Consider the following 14777-nt stretch of genomic DNA (forward strand, 5'->3'; position numbering starts at 1 on the left):
CTGCGTCCTCTCATGAGCCGCCCCAGGAGATGAAAAAACGGCTCGTATGGCCTATGTTGCGCTGGGGAAGCCCGAATAATTCGTGAGAAGGGCTCCGTCGTTACTCGGTGGTTTGCTTCGGCGGCCGCCAGATCGACGGCGGGACGCGACCTCTACCGAACATGGTCGAGTCGCCTCTGACAGGGCGAACGTCGGCCTGGGAGAAGGCACATGAACCGGCGATTGGTTTTCGCGATCGGACTGGGACTGACGGCGGCGATGACGGCGGCTTCGCCGGCTCGGGCGCAATGGGGATATCCGCGGGGTTACGGCGGCTATGGGATGAGCAAGTGGGGGGCCGACCCGGGCGCCGGCTACATGGCCGGCCTGGGGGCGTTCGCTCGCGGGCAAGGCGTCTACCAGTTGGAGAAGGCCAAGGCCGACGCCATCAACGTGGTGACGATGGAGAAATGGAACAAGGCCCTTCGCGCCCGCCAGATCCAGCTCGCGAAGGACGACGAGTTCCGATTCGCCAAGCGCGAGGCCGAGCGACAGGATCGAGTCGCCCGGATGGACGTCCAGGACGGAACGTCGCTGAACGCTCTCCTCCTGGACATCCTCGATTCGGACCCCACGGTCGCTCGCACAGGCAAGACGGCGACGCCTCTGAGCGCGGCGGCGATCCGCGAGATCCCCTTCGAGTGGAACAGCGAGGCGATCACCCTCTGCCTCGACCAGATGACCGGCGACGGAGCGATGCCGTCGCTGCTGGCGACGCCTCGCTACGAGGCCGAACGCGCCGCCCTCCGCGCGGCGGTCGTCCCCGCGCTGGAAGAGGATCGAAAGGGCTCCGTGAAGCCGGCGACCCTGGACAGCGTCCGCAGCGCCGTGGCGAGGTTCCGCGCGGCCTTCCTGAAGCAGTCCAGCGAGCTTGAATCGGGCTACAGCGACGCCAAGGACTACCTGACGACCCTCGACAGCCTGACCCGGCTCCTGAACGACCCAAGCATGAAGGCCTTCCTGAGCCAGCTCGACGACAAGCAGGAGCGGACCGTCGGCGACCTGATCGCTTTCATGAACTCCTTCAACCTCCGGTTCGGCCCGGCCGCCACGGAGCGGCAGATCCAGATCTACGAGCGCCTGGTCCCTGCCCTGGCCGCCGTGCGCGAATCCGCCGTCGCCACCCGAGCCGCCACAACCACCCCCGACGCCGACGGCTCCGGCCTCCGTTCCGCCGCCAGAAACGCCTTCCGAGGCATGAACTGGAGCGAACTCGACGCCCACGGCCGCGCTCGCTGAGCGTCGACGTCCTCTCCGATCCCACGAGCGCCGCGAGGCTCTCGTAGGATCGGGGTTCATGGCGATATCGGTGGCGCCGCCTCCTCGGCGACCATTGATTGAGTTGGCAGAGACGCATCGAAGAGGATACGGGGCGTCGATTCCGGGCCGCGCTTCAGGACGTCGAGAAACTCGTCCGTGTTGGCCACGCTCAGGTCCTCATAAGGCCTTCGGTGATAGGTCATAACGCTCACCCGACCCCCACTCAGATAACAGGAGACTCGCAGGCCGTAATGCAGGTCGGTGCAACCCTGCTCTTCCATCATCCGGCGGAGGGCGTCCTGGGTTGGAGGGTCGGTGAGCAAGGAAACGGCGGCGGCGAGGCCGGCGAACCCAGCCCCGACCCAGCTTTCCTCCAACACCATACGGACGACTTCGAACTCTTCACCCGATATGGGGTCGTCCATCGCCGCCTGGTCCAGCGAATGGAGATGCCAGGGGATAACGACGATCAGAGCCGAGAGGACGACGTAAACGAGCGACCCTGATCGATGGGCGACGCCCCTCCTCATACCGAAGCTCGAATTATGAAAGCGCATGGGGACCCCTCCTGACGCAGCGTTGCGTCGGCGTCTTTCCACCCGAACTCGGTTCGGATCAACACCTCACGAAGAGGGCTCTGAAGCCTCTATTGGGCGTTCAGAGCGGTCGTTCTCACGCGGAGGCTTAGTGCTAAGCAGATCAACCGCCTCATCACGGAAACGTCTTTGTTCGTCGTCGTCCAAGTTGATCCCGGCGAGCGCCATGTCGAAACAGCTTCGGGCTCTTGCCTCGTCGCCGCTCGGTTTCGTCTCAAAGGACAATGCGAAATCCGAGGCCAGCCAGCTTCAGTGGATCTTCCGGAATTCCGAATTTACGGCCATGCCCAGGCTGCTGGGGAGCCAGGCCTTGGTGTCGCGCCTATGTCGTTGAGCCATGGTAGGGACAAGGGAGTCGGTGACCCCAGCGCTATATCATTTCGAATCGCGCTGGCGTTCGCCCTTTCTGGCTTCGGCCCCTACTGAAGCTGCAAGACAGAAAGTCGGCAGGTCCCGGGTTGGTCGCCGCCTCGATCATGCGAGCTTGGGATTTCTCTCGAGGGGAGCGATCACAATTGTCGGTCGTGCACCACATTTCTAGATGAAGCCGCCTTTTGCGAGCAGCGTCGACGCGTCGCCGGAGATCGGGAGAGACGCGAGAAGATCGATGGAAAATCGACCAAACGAACCCAACGCGCGGGGACCGTGGCTAACTCTAATAGCCTTTCCAGCAAGCGACTTATGGAGTTCGCTCTCGCATCAGGAGCGCGCGGGCGAACCCAATCGAACCCGCCTTCAGGTCACTTGTCGTACAGGTCGTCGATGTTGAAGCCGGGGGGGATCTGGTTGACCTGAATCGAGTGGGAGTCGCCCGGGACGTAGCCGCGATCTTCGTTGACGATGGTGCTCTGAACATCCTCCGGGTCGTCGGGCTCGACGAGGCGGGTCGGGAGCGGAGGTGCGGTGGTCGGCTTGGGTGTGGTGGGCCGAGGTCCGGAGACGCTCGGGATTCTCACCGTCGGCGGGCCGGGCGGTTTGGGGGGAGCCGTTGAGGCGGGAGCGGACAACGGGGCCGGCGGCGAGGCGGCCTCGGGTGTGGAGGTGGGAGCAGGAGTGGGATGAGCGTCCTTGGACGATTCCGAGGGCGGCAGCGAGGGCTGGGTGCGGGCGATTGAGGACATCGGCTTGTGAGAGTCCGACAGCAGGTGGCCGCCGTCGAAGCGCTCGCCGATGTAGTGGCGACGGACCTCGGCATTGTTGAGGATCTGCTCGCGGTCGCCGTAAGCAAAGACGCGGCCTTCACGGATGACGTAGCAGCGGTCGGTGACTTCCAGGGTCTCGCGGAACTGGTGGTCGGTGAGGAGGATCCCGATGTGGAACGTGTCGACGAGGTCGCGGATCTGCTCCTGGATCTCGCCGACCGTCTTGGGGTCAATGCCCGCGAACGGCTCGTCGAGCATGATCAGCTTGGGGTCGGTGATCAGAGCGCGAGCGATCTCGGTACGACGACGCTCGCCGCCGGAGACCATGTGGGCCTTCGTGTGGCGGATCTTGTTCAGGCCGAACCGATCCATCAGGTCGTTCAGGCGGTCCTTCTTCTGCTTGCGGGACATGTCCCGCCGCGTCTCCAGGATCGCCATCAGGTTCTGCTCGACGGTCAACTGGCGGAAGACGCTGGAGTCCTGGGCCAGATATCCCATCCCCGCGCGGGCGCGGAGGTACATCGGCAGCCGGGTGACGTCGCGGCCGTCGAAGACGACGGAGCCCCCGTCGGCGTCGATCAGGCCGATCGTCATGCGGAAGCTCGTCGTCTTGCCCGCTCCGTTGGGGCCGAGAAGGCCGACGACCTCGCCCTGGTCGACGTCGAACTCGACGCCGTTGACCACCTGGCGACGGCCGTACCACTTCTCCAGGCCACGGACTTCCAGCAGGGCCATCGCTCGATCCTCCGTGATCGCGAGGGGTTGCGCTCGGGCTTTTCGCTTCGGCGGCCAATCCGCCCCGGGTCACCGAATCCAGCGCATCCGCTCGAAGTACGGGCGGAAGGGGATCCGGAAGTCGCGGTTGCTGGTCAGGTTGGGACCGAACGGAACGCCGTGGGGCCAGTAGACGTAGAACGCCTTGCCGGTGACCAGGCTGCGAGGAACCTCCCAGGACTTGCGATCGAAGACGTCCCAGGCCCGGTCGCTCGAATCCCAGCCGCGGCTGTCCTTGCTCCGAGGGCTGTTGTCCCCCATCATCATGAACCGATCCGAGCCCAGCTCGTACTCCTCCTTGCCCACCTTCGCCAGGTTCGGGAACCGGGCAGGGTCGGAGAGGAAATCGAACAGCTCGGAAGGTCGCCGGGGCTCCCGATCATCCCAGACCGAGGCGTAATCGGTATAACCCGGCGTCTGGGTATAGTAGATATCGCGTTTCAGGACAAGGTCGCTCGCCGTGACGATTGCGCCTCGGGCGGAGATAGCCGCCGGCGAGAGATCGGCCGAGGTGGGGACCGGGACCTCGTCCCCACGGTCGAACTCGGCACCCTGACCCCCGACGGCGCGACCGTCGATCAGCAGGGTCAGGCGGTCGTCGACGTTCCCGAACTCCAGCCGACGCTTCCCAGCCCCGATCATGGGCGTGTCGAACTCAGCCAAGGTCTCCTCGCCCCGGACGAAGCGGCCCTTCCCGGTGCCGACGTCGATTGCGGCGAAGTGTCGGACGCCCCCCTTGACCAGTTCCAGACGCACCTCTCCCTTCTCGGAGTGGACTTCCAGATCGGCCGCGAGGGTCAGGTCGCCGACCCAGTGCGGCTGAAGCCAGGCGTTTCGGGTGTCGCCCCGGGTCTGGGTCAGGTCGGAGTTCTCGGCGGGCAGGTTGGTGTTGTACGAGTAAAAGTCGGTAATCAGGGTCGCCCGGGGAGGATGGGTCGGAGTCCGATCGTTGAGGAGCGCCTCCCATTGTTCGGGCTCGGCGACCAGGTGGCGATATCGGAGGTCCGACCAGTCCTCCGTCGGCTTTTCGATCCTGTAGATACTCTTGCCCGGCTCGACAACCGCCCAGCCCTGTTCGGCCGGGCTCCAGCGTCGCCATTCGGCGCGGTCGCGCAGGGAACGGGCCTGATGGGCGTCTTCGTAGACGGCGATCTGCATGCTCCGGAGGTGGTCCATCGGCTTGCGCTGGAGCTTGAATTCGGAGCCGTCCGGGGGCTTGATGTAGATGTCGCCGTGATGGACGCGAATGGTCTCGCCGGGGAGGCCGATGAGCCGCTTGATGTAGCTGACCTCGGGCTCTTCGGGGTATCGGAAGACGACGACGTCGAACCGTTCCGGCGGCGAGGCCCCGGGAAGGAACGGCAGGTCGTAGGGGAACATCGAGACCAGGATCCGGTCCCCCTTGTAGCTGGGTTCGGCGTCGAGTCGGGTCGTCTGGTTGCGGCAGTTGACGCAAACCCCGGAGTAGACGGAGCGCAGCGGTCCGAAGCCCTCGATCTCCTCCGAAGCGTTCACGGCGAAGGTGAAGCCGCACTGGGGGCAAGTCACCTCCTTGTGCCGGCCCATGAGCGTGGGGGCCATCGAACCCGTTGGGATGACGAAAGCCTGGGCCTCGAAGCCCCGGACGAGGAGGGCGGCCACCGCGGCGACGACGAGGGCCTCAACGGTCTCCCGGAGGCTGTCGCTGGAGCGTTTGGCCGGCTGGGAGTCGAGGGTTCCCGGAGCCGGGCGAGCGGCGGTGGGGGCAGGGTTCGAGGCGGCGGTCCGTCCCATGTGATTCGGGTCTCGTGGGCGGTGGGTGGTGGGCTGTCCCAGCCGGCATTGGGTGCGGGAGGGGCCGTTAGTGAATGTAACGAATTCGCCGAGGATCCGGAATCCAATACAACGATCGGCCGAAGACCTCAAGCGAGACGACCCGGCCGGGAAGATGCACGAGAAACGGCTTTCCCAGGAACAACTCGCGCCGGACGACCGGGCCCTGCGGCCAGAACCGCGAGTCGTTCGAGACCGGGCTGTTGTCGCCGAGGACGAAGTATTCCCCGTCCTTCAAAGGGTACGCCTCCAGGACGCCGTTCGGCCGCCGATTCGCGAGGTTCTGGGCGTTCGTGTAGTAGACGTCGCGATAGACCTTCAACTCCGGGACCAGCAGCGAGCCTCCCCGAACGCCCAGGGCGATCGGCGATTCGTCGTTCCAGGGGGAGTCGGTCGGGTCGTCGTAGTCGAGCGGCTCGAACAGGAGCGAGCCGTCGACGCTCGCCAGCAGACGGCCGTCAAAGATCGAGGCTTCCACGGTATGCGGGGCCTCGGAATGGGCCATCGGGTTGGACCTCACGAAGACCTTCTGCAAGGATCCATTGCGGGTCACCTCGACTGGTCCGTCGACCCCGACCGGAATCCGGACGACGAAGCGATCGCCCGCCGACCGAAGGCTCAGCGCGATCGATTGGACGCCCGGGCCAGGCTGCACGCGGGCTTCCAGGCCGACGTCATGAACGGGGTTGTCGGAGCGGCCGTCGGCTCCGTTGTAGCCGTAGTAGTCACGAATCGGGGCGTAACGCTCGAGCGAAGGGTCCCAGTTTCGATAGACGACCCAGTCGTCGGCGTCGGAGGTTCCACTCGCCGGGTCGTGACGGAAGCCCTCGGGCGTCCGGCTCCAGCCGGTGGCCTCGGGGCGGAGCGAGGCCCCTCTGCGATACGACCAGCGCGGGTAACGGTCGGAGTCGGCTGGGGAGTACCGGCTGTCGTGGACCAGGATCCGCATGGCGCGGACGTCTTCCAACCGCTTCTTCGCCGGCTCGCCGTCGATCCAGACGTCGCCGCGGACGATCCGAACCGACTCGCCCGGGAGGCCCACCACGCGTTTGACGTAAGCCTGCGAGGGGTCGCCGGGATAGTGGAAGACGGCGACCTCCCAGCGCTCCGGAGCGCGGAAGTCGTAGAGGAACTTCTGAACCAGCACCCGGTCGCCGTTGCAGGCCACGACGGGGAGATCGTCGAAGCCGGCGCGGCCGCAGTTGGGGCAGGCCGGCCGCGGCAGCGGCGACTCGTCGTCCAGCCCGACGTCGAAGACGAACTTGCAGTTAGGGCAAGTCAACTCGCGGTGGTGGCCCAGCAGCGTCGGGGCCATCGAGCCCGTGGGGACCACGTAGGCCTCGGCCGAGAAGGTTCGGAACAGCAGGACGCCGACGCAAAGCGCCACCAGCAGCTCCACCGTCTGGCGCAGAACGCCCGGAGCCGACGCGTCGTCGACTTCGGGCGAGACTGGGCTGATGGTGGGCGTGTCGTCCATGCAGGCTCGTCCGCTTCGGAAAGGGGGGACCGACTCGGCGGCGACGCCGGAGGGGGGTCAATCCTCGCTGTCGTCGAGGACCGAGAGGAAGGCCTCCTGGGAGATCTCCACGTTCCCCACCTGCTTCATACGCTTCTTGCCTTCTTTTTGCTTTTCGAGGAGCTTCCGTTTCCGCGAAATGTCGCCGCCGTAGCACTTGGCGGTGACGTTCTTCCGCAGAGCGGAGATCGTCTCGCGGGCGACCACCCGACTTCCGATGGCGGCCTGGATGGCGACCTCGAACTGGTGCCGGTCGATCTCACCCCGGAGCTTCTTGACCAGCTTGCGGCCGCGGCGGTCGGCGTGGGCGCGGTGGACGACGATCGAGAGTGCGTCGACCTTCTGGCCGGCCACCAGGATGTCGAGCCGACAGAGGTCGTCGGCCCGGAATCCCATCAGCTCGTAGTCCATCGTGCCGTAGCCGCGAGTGGCGCTTTTGAGCTTGTCGTAGAGGTCGTAGATCATCTCGGCCATCGGCAGTTCGTACGTCAAGATGGCGCGGGAGGACGAGAGGTACTCGGTCTTGATGTAGGTCCCGCGGCGATCCTCGCAGAGCTGCATGATCGCGCCGATGTTTTCGGTCGGCAGGATGAAATTGATCTTGGCGATGGGCTCGCGGAACTCCTCGATGTCGCCCGGATCGGGAATGCGGGTCGGGTTCGAGATGTGGAGCGTCACGCCCTTCTTGGTCAGGATCTCATAGGTGACGTTCGGGGCCGTTTGGACGAGGGCGAGGTTGCTCTCTCGTTCGAGCCGCTGCTGGACGATCTCCATGTGGAGCATGCCCAGGAAGCCGCAGCGGAAGCCGAACCCCAGCGCGTCGGAAGTCTCCGGCTCGAAGGTGAAACTGCAATCGTTGAGCGCGAGCTTCTGGAGGGCCGTGCGCAGGTCGTCGAACTGATTGTGCGAGGCCGGGAAAAGGCCGCAGAAGACGACCTGGACGGGCTCTTCATAGCCCGGGAGGGCCTCGGCCGCCGGGTGGGGGACCTGGGTGATTGTGTCGCCGATGCGGACGTCCGAGAGCTGCTTGATGTTGGCGACGACGTAGCCGACCTGGCCGACGCCCAAATCCTGACAGGCGACCTCGCGAGGTCGGAACCGGCCCAGACCGATGACGTCGTGATCGGTTCCGCCAGCCATAAGCCGGATCTTCTGGCCGACCTTCAAAACGCCGTCGACGACGCGGACGTAGACGACGACGCCCTGATAGTCGTCGAACTTCGAGTCGAAGATGAGGGCTCGCAGGGGCTTGGTTGGATCGCCGGAAGGGGGCGGGACGCGTTCGATGATCGCCTTGAAGAGATCGGTGACGCCCACGCCGGTCTTGCCGCTGACGGCGAGAACCTCGCTCGGATCGATTCCGAGCGTGGTCATGATCTCTTCCTTGATCTCATCGGGCCGAGCCGCCTGCATGTCGATCTTGTTGAGCGCCGGAACGATGGCGAGGTCGCTGGCGACTGCAAGGTAGGCGTTGGCGACGGTCTGCGCCTGGACGCCCTGGGTGGAGTCGACGAGGAGGATGGCGCCCTCGCAGGCGGCGAGCGAGCGGGAGACCTCGTAGTGGAAGTCGACGTGACCCGGGGTGTCGATCAGGTTCAGCTCGTACGTCTGCCCTTCAAGGACGTAGTTGATCGCGACCGCGCGGGCCTTGATGGTGATGCCCCGTTCGCGCTCCAGGTCCATGTCGTCCAGGAGCTGCTCGCGGAATTCGCGCTGGCTGATCGCCCCGGACTGGAGCAGGATCTGGTCGGCCAGAGTGCTCTTGCCGTGGTCGATGTGGGCGACGATGGAGAAATTACGGATGTACTTGGGGTCGAAGGCCATAAATCAGGTCCGATGACATGGATCGGTCGTCCCGAACGCGATGTGCGTCGGTCCTCGACGTCCAGGCGGCGCGGTCGTGGGAGGGCGTTGGAAGCTCCGCGCCGCGGTGCGCGGGGGGCTGGGCCGGGCCCGTCCACGGCGGCGGCGATTGTTCCGGTAGTGGGCCCACCCGTTAAAGATTATATTGGATGGAAGTCGTCACGAGAAGCCGGCTTGTCCCGGGCTCGGCGGCGTCGCTCAGTTCCGCCCCCGCCGCGCCCGACTGCTTCTCGTCAAGGGCCCGGCGCCTGGGGCCTCGTTTCAGCAGGTGCGGTCATGAAATGCGTCTCGGCCCTGTCCACGGCTCGAAGCGCCAGCACGGCGTTTCACCAGATCCTTGAGCGTCTGGCCGCCGAGCCGGGAGCCGACGACGAGCCGGCCGACTTCACCCTCATCTTCAGCTCACGACATCATGCACCCGTTCTGGGAAAGCTGTCGCAGGCGTTTCTGGAGCAGGATCGGACCAAGCACGTCCTCGGTTGCACGGGTGAGGCGATCGTTGGGGACGACCTAGAAGTCGAGAACAAGCCTGCCCTGGCGATCTGGTCGCTCTGGCACCCATCCATCGAGATTCAGCCCGTTCGCTTCGATCCCGGCGGGGGGCCGTTGCGGCAGGCGATGGGGGCCCTCGAAAAACCGGCCGAGTCGACGTTGATCCTGCTGGCCGACCCCTTCTCGTTCGGCATCGGCGACTGCCTCAAGGTGGCGAACGACGGCTTTCCCGGACTTCGGATCATCGGCGGAATGGCCTCCGGAGCCGCCGAGCCGGGAGGAAACCGCCTCCTCCTCGACGGCGAGGCTTTCACCGACGGCGCGGTGGCGCTCCGGCTCTCAGGGCCTGTCGGCGTTCGGACCGTCGTCAGCCAGGGGTGTCGGCCGATCGGTCGCACGATGCTTGTCACCAAGGCCGAGCAGAACATCATCCGCGAACTGGGCCGTCGACCAGCCTTGGAGGCCCTTCGCGAGGTCTTTACCGACCTTCCCGAGGAGGACGTGGAGAAGGTTCAGGAGGGGCTCCACATCGGCCGGGTCATCAACGAATACCAGGAGTCGTTTCACCGGGGGGACTTCCTGGTCCGCAACGTCGTCGGGGCCGACGAATCCGGGTCGATCCAGATCAGCGACCTGATCCGCGTCGGCCAGACGATCCAGTTCCACGTCCGCGACGCCGAGACGGCCGACGAGGACCTGCGCGAAAGCCTCCTCATGCGCCCCAAACGCGATCCAGGGGGGATGGAACCCGTCGGCGCCCTGCTCTTCTCGTGCAACGGCCGTGGCACGCGATTCTTCAAGACGCCCAACCACGACGTCTCGACCATCCATGAGGTCCTCGGTCCGATCCCAGTCGCCGGCTTCTTCGCGATGGGAGAGTTCGGCCCGATCGGCGGTCAGAACTTCGTCCACGGCTTCACGGCGAGCGTTGCGGTCTTCGAGCGGCCTTCGATCTGAGGTCCGCCGCGGCACTTGCCCCCCCAGGCTGATTTTGACATGATCGACCGGCCGTAACGGGAGCGGCAGCTCCGTCACCGGCGCGGAATTTCGGAAGCAATGGTCCCACGAGCTGGCAAGAGTCAGGAGAGCGTTTCATGGCGAGCCCGAAAGTCGAGGCTCCGGCGGGCGGCGAGAAGATCACCATCAAGGACGGCAGGCTGACCGTCCCCGACCGACCGATCATCCCGTTCATCGAGGGCGACGGCACTGGCCCCGACATCTGGCGAGCCAGCGTCCGCGTTCTGGACGCGGCCGTTGAGAAGGCGTACGGCGGCAAGAAGAAGATCGCCTGGGCCGAGGTCTACGCCGGCGGCAAGTCGCACTCGCTGTTCAACACCTGGCTCCCGGACGAGACGGTCGACGCCTTCCGCGAGTACCTCGTCGGCATCAAGGGCCCGCTCACGACGCCCGTCGGCGGCGGTATCCGCTCGCTAAACGTGGCGCTCCGGCAGTTACTGGACCTCTACGTCTGCCTCCGCCCGGTGCGGTGGTTCAAGGGCGTCCCTTCGCCCGTGAAGCACCCCGAGAAGGTGGACATGGTCATCTTCCGGGAGAACACCGAGGACGTCTACTCGGGCGTTGAGTTCGAGGCCGGCACCCCTGAGGTCAAGAAACTCCTCGAGTTCATCAAGACCGAGTTCCCCGCCTCCTACAAGAAGATCCGCTTCCCCGAAACCTCGGGCGTCGGCATCAAGCCGGTCTCCCTTGAGGGGAGCGAGCGGCTCATCCGGTCGGCCATCGAATACGCGATCGCCACCGGCCGGAAGAGCGTGACGCTCGTCCACAAGGGGAACATCATGAAGTTCACCGAGGGCGCGTTCCGCAACTACGGCTACGCCCTTGCCGAGCGTGAGTTCGCCGACAAGACGTACACCTGGGATCAGTGGGAGAAGACCAAGGCCGACAAGGGCGAGGAAGCCGCCAACGCGGAGCAGAAGGCCGCTCTGGCCGCCGGCAAGGTCCTCATCAAGGACGCCATCGCGGACATCGTCCTCCAGCAGGTCCTCACCCGGCCGACCGACTTCGACGTCATCGCCACGATGAACCTCAACGGCGATTACCTGTCGGACGCCCTGGCCGCGCAGGTCGGCGGCATCGGCATCGCGCCGGGCGGCAACATCAACTACGCCACCGGCCACGCCGTCTTCGAGGCCACCCACGGCACCGCTCCCAAGTACGCCGACCTCGACCAGGTGAACCCTGGCTCGGTCGTCCTTTCGGGCGAGATGATGCTCCGCTACATGGGCTGGACCGAGGCCGCCGACCTCATCATCAAGGGGATGGACGGCGCGATCGACCAGAAGACCGTCACCTACGACTTCGCCCGCCTCATGGAAGGTGCGAAGCAGGTCAAGTGCAGCGAGTTCGCCACGGCGGTCATCTCCAAGATGTGAGCCGACGGGCTTCGGCCGAGGACGTCGTCGTCGACGTCCTCGGCAATCCCCGACCCCGAGGGCGTCTATGCGCGTGACCCTGGTCACGGAAACCTTCCCTCCCCAGGTCAACGGCGTTTCACGCACCCTGGGAGAGTTGGCGCGCAGGCTCGGCGAGGGCGGCGACGCCGTGCAGGTCGTCTACCCCGATTACGGCGACCGTCCCAATCGACCCGACGCCTATCGCGTGGGTTCCTTCCAACTCCCGTTCTACCGGGAGATCCACGTCCCCCTGCCCCCCTTCAGTCGAGTCCATAAGGCGATCGACGCCTTCCGCCCCGACGTGATCCATGTCGCCACCGAGGCCTTCCTCGGCTTCAGCGCGCTGCGCCACGCCTCCCGGCGATCGATCCCCATCGTCTCCAGCTTCCATACCAACTTCGATCAATACAGCAGCCACTACGGCGTCGGCTGGGCGCGTTCGACGATCTGGCGCTACCTCCGGTGGTTCCACAACCGGACGAAGCAGACGTACGTCCCGTCGCGGACGACGATCGACCTCCTTGAAGGCCGGGGCTTCGAGCGACTCGTCCTCTGGCCTCGGGGCGTTCACTCCTCGTTCTTCCGGCCCGACCGACCGGGCCGCGATCGAATCCGGGCCGAGTTCGGCTGGGCGCCGGAGGACGTTGTGGTGAGCTACGTGAGCCGGATCGCCCCCGAGAAGAACGTCGACTTCCTGGCCGACGCTCTGGCGATCGTCGCCGAGCGCCGGCCGCAGGTACGCATCCTGTTCGTGGGCGATGGCCCGTCTCGCGAGGCGCTGGAGACTCGGATGGGGGGCGCGGTGAAATTCGCCGGCTACCGGACCGGGGACGACCTGGCCGACCACTACGCGGCGGGCGACGTCTTCGCCTTCACTAGCACCACGGAGACTTTCGGCAACGTCGTCCTGGAAGCGATGGCTTCGGGCATGCCGGTCGTCGCCCTTCGAGCCGGGGGCGTCGGCGAGATCGTCCGCGATGAGGAGACGGGGATCTTGCTCGACCCCGACGCCCCGCCGGACGCCTTCGCCCGTGCCTTGATTCGCCTGGCCGATCGCAACGAGGTGCGTCGCCGCATGGCCGAGGCCGCCCGCGCTTACGCTGAATCGCAGAGCTGGGACGCCATTATGGACGGCCTTCGCGACCATTACGCCCAGGTCATCGCGGAGGCCCGCTCGACCCGCGAGACCTCGGCTACGGCGTCCTGAGCGGGCCGGCGGTTCTGGAGCCGTCGAAGTTCTCGAAGGCCGCATAGCGATCTTTTGCGACCCACAAGCCCAGGTAACCGCCATCCGGGGGTGTCGGGATGAGCCGCGAGGGGAGGTAATCCTCGTTCAGCAAGGCCTTCAGCGCCGGGAACGGGGGATAACCAACGAAGATCAACGGCGGACGTTTCGCGCGCAGGTCGTCCATGATCTCGGCGATCCTCGGCGTGATGATGGGGTGGGGCTTGTCGGCGAAGTCGCGCAGCAGGTTGTCCGTGAACAGGTGCCGGCTCGCACCGTCGAGATTGCCGTAGAAGAAGAGCGGGCTTTGCCAACCCCAGACGAACAGTTGCGGATTCTCGAAGACCTCCTTGCGCCGGCCGAGCTCCTTCCCCAACGTCCGGAGCGCGACCCACTGGCCGCCCCCCTTGTAGCGGACCGTGAGGTCCTGCGGAGGACACATCAGGTAGTCCCGGACCTGGAGGAAGGTCGTTCCCAGAGTTGCGGCGACGACCAACAGCAGGCCGGCGAGGTCGATCGGCCTGAACTTCGTCCGCAAGGCCGCCAGGCAGTCAGCCGCCGTGACGGCCGCGGCAAGGGCAACGCCCGCGATGGGGAGGAGATAATAATGGGCCCAGTACATCCCGGGTAGCACCACCTCCGCCAGCGTCGCAGCCGTCCAACCGGCGGCGATCCGACGCGTCGGCGTGGTCGTCGGCGCGAAGGCGATGTGCATGAGGCACGCCGGTAGAATCGCCCACAACGGCCAGCTTCCCCGAGCCCACCAGACCAGATAGTTGGTCGTTCCGAAAGGCCAGGGAAGTCGGCCCTCCGGATCAGCATTGCCGGTGAACCAGCGAATCCATCCCGACGGAGCACCCTTCTCCGGAGCAAGGTCGGTCGCCATCGCCCGGCCGAATCGGAAGATGTCGTCGTAGGCGGAGACGCCTGCTCCCTGCACGACCAGGATCAACGCTGCGACCCCGAGCGTCAGCGCCAGCCCGAGGCTCAGACCACCGATAGCCTTCAGGCCCTCCTTCGATCGCCGCAGCGCCAGGGCGACGACGTAAACGCCGAGCGGCAGGATCGCGATCTGCTTCACCAGCGTTGCCGCTCCGAGCGCCGCGCCCGCGAGGACGAAGATCCAGACCTTCCCCCGGTCCCAGCCCGCGACCATCAGCGCGAGCGAAGCGACCGAGAAGAAGTTCATGAAGTGCTCCATGTTCGACCCGTTGCCGTACAGGTATGGATCCGCGCTCAGGATCGCGAACAGGAACGCCGCCAGCGTCGCTGCGAACGCCCCCGACAGCCGCAACCCGAGCCACCAGACGAGGGCGATCGTCCCCAGGACGTAGGGGATCGGCAGCAGGCGGATGGCCGTCTCGGTGTAACCGAAAACCGCGATCGCCGCGGCGTAGAGCCAGTATCCCAGCGGCGGCTTGTTCTCGGTCAGGTCGCGATAGAGAACATCCCCGGCGAGGATCCGCCGCCCCATGTGGGCGTAGATCGCCTCGTCGCAGTCGAGCGGCTCCGACGGCCCCGTCGCCGCCGGCCAGAGGCGCAGGCCGGTGGCCTCGGCGATCGTCGGCGCGAAGGTGTGGGCGCGCCACCAGACGTCAAAGGCCAGCACGACCAGCAGAATGAGGAGCGACTTACGCATCGTGC

The 14777-nt window shown here is 65.8% G+C and carries 10 protein-coding genes; 4 read left to right on the forward strand and 6 right to left on the reverse strand.

All coding sequences use genetic code 11. The annotated features are described in order from the left end of the window. Positions 1 to 210 precede the first annotated feature (210 nt). On the forward strand, positions 211 to 1278 hold the full coding sequence (locus G5C50_RS01005) for a hypothetical protein (protein WP_165063747.1): 1068 nt from the start codon (positions 211 to 213) through the stop codon (positions 1276 to 1278). A 56-nt stretch (positions 1279 to 1334) separates the two neighbouring features. On the opposite strand, the gene G5C50_RS01010 is transcribed toward G5C50_RS01005, so the two are convergent. The 5 genes from G5C50_RS01010 to lepA all read right to left on the reverse strand — a co-directional run bounded on the left by G5C50_RS01010 (position 1335) and on the right by lepA (position 8963). Continuing rightward, positions 1335 to 1856, reverse strand: coding sequence for a hypothetical protein (locus G5C50_RS01010; RefSeq protein ID WP_165063749.1), 522 nt, complete (start codon positions 1854 to 1856; stop codon positions 1335 to 1337). Between the two features lie 779 nt (positions 1857 to 2635). Next, entirely contained in the window at positions 2636 to 3772 is a 1137-nt protein-coding gene (gene lptB / locus G5C50_RS01015; protein ID WP_165063751.1) for an LPS export ABC transporter ATP-binding protein, read from the reverse strand. Between the two features lie 69 nt (positions 3773 to 3841). After that, complete coding sequence (gene lepB / locus G5C50_RS01020; RefSeq protein WP_165063753.1) at positions 3842 to 5584, reverse strand: signal peptidase I; 1743 nt, start codon at positions 5582 to 5584, stop codon at positions 3842 to 3844. 67 nt (positions 5585 to 5651) lie between these two features. Beyond that, a complete protein-coding gene (gene lepB / locus G5C50_RS01025; protein ID WP_165063755.1) occupies positions 5652 to 7100 on the reverse strand; it encodes a signal peptidase I in 1449 nt (482 codons plus the stop codon). 57 nt (positions 7101 to 7157) lie between these two features. Then, positions 7158 to 8963, reverse strand: coding sequence for a translation elongation factor 4 (lepA, locus tag G5C50_RS01030; RefSeq protein WP_165063757.1), 1806 nt, complete (start codon positions 8961 to 8963; stop codon positions 7158 to 7160). A gap of 315 nt (positions 8964 to 9278) precedes the next feature. On the opposite strand from lepA, the gene G5C50_RS01035 reads away from it, so the two are divergent. The 3 genes from G5C50_RS01035 (at position 9279) to G5C50_RS01045 (ending at position 13115) form a co-directional block, all read left to right on the forward strand. Continuing rightward, positions 9279 to 10451 (forward strand): FIST signal transduction protein, encoded by a 1173-nt coding sequence (locus G5C50_RS01035; RefSeq protein ID WP_165063759.1) that lies wholly within the window; start codon positions 9279 to 9281, stop codon positions 10449 to 10451. Positions 10452 to 10588: 137 nt separating this feature from the next. Beyond that, positions 10589 to 11887 (forward strand): NADP-dependent isocitrate dehydrogenase, encoded by a 1299-nt coding sequence (gene icd, locus G5C50_RS01040; protein WP_165063761.1) that lies wholly within the window; start codon positions 10589 to 10591, stop codon positions 11885 to 11887. A gap of 67 nt (positions 11888 to 11954) precedes the next feature. Continuing rightward, on the forward strand, positions 11955 to 13115 hold the full coding sequence (locus G5C50_RS01045; protein WP_165063762.1) for a glycosyltransferase family 4 protein: 1161 nt from the start codon (positions 11955 to 11957) through the stop codon (positions 13113 to 13115). Here G5C50_RS01045 and G5C50_RS01050 read toward each other — a convergent pair. After that, a complete protein-coding gene (locus G5C50_RS01050) occupies positions 13102 to 14772 on the reverse strand; it encodes an ArnT family glycosyltransferase (protein ID WP_165063764.1) in 1671 nt (556 codons plus the stop codon). The genes G5C50_RS01045 and G5C50_RS01050 overlap by 14 nt on opposite strands. Positions 14773 to 14777: the final 5 nt, after the last annotated feature.

The organism is Paludisphaera rhizosphaerae (assembly GCF_011065895.1).
GTDB classification, from domain to species: Bacteria; Planctomycetota; Planctomycetia; order Isosphaerales; family Isosphaeraceae; genus Paludisphaera; species Paludisphaera rhizosphaerae.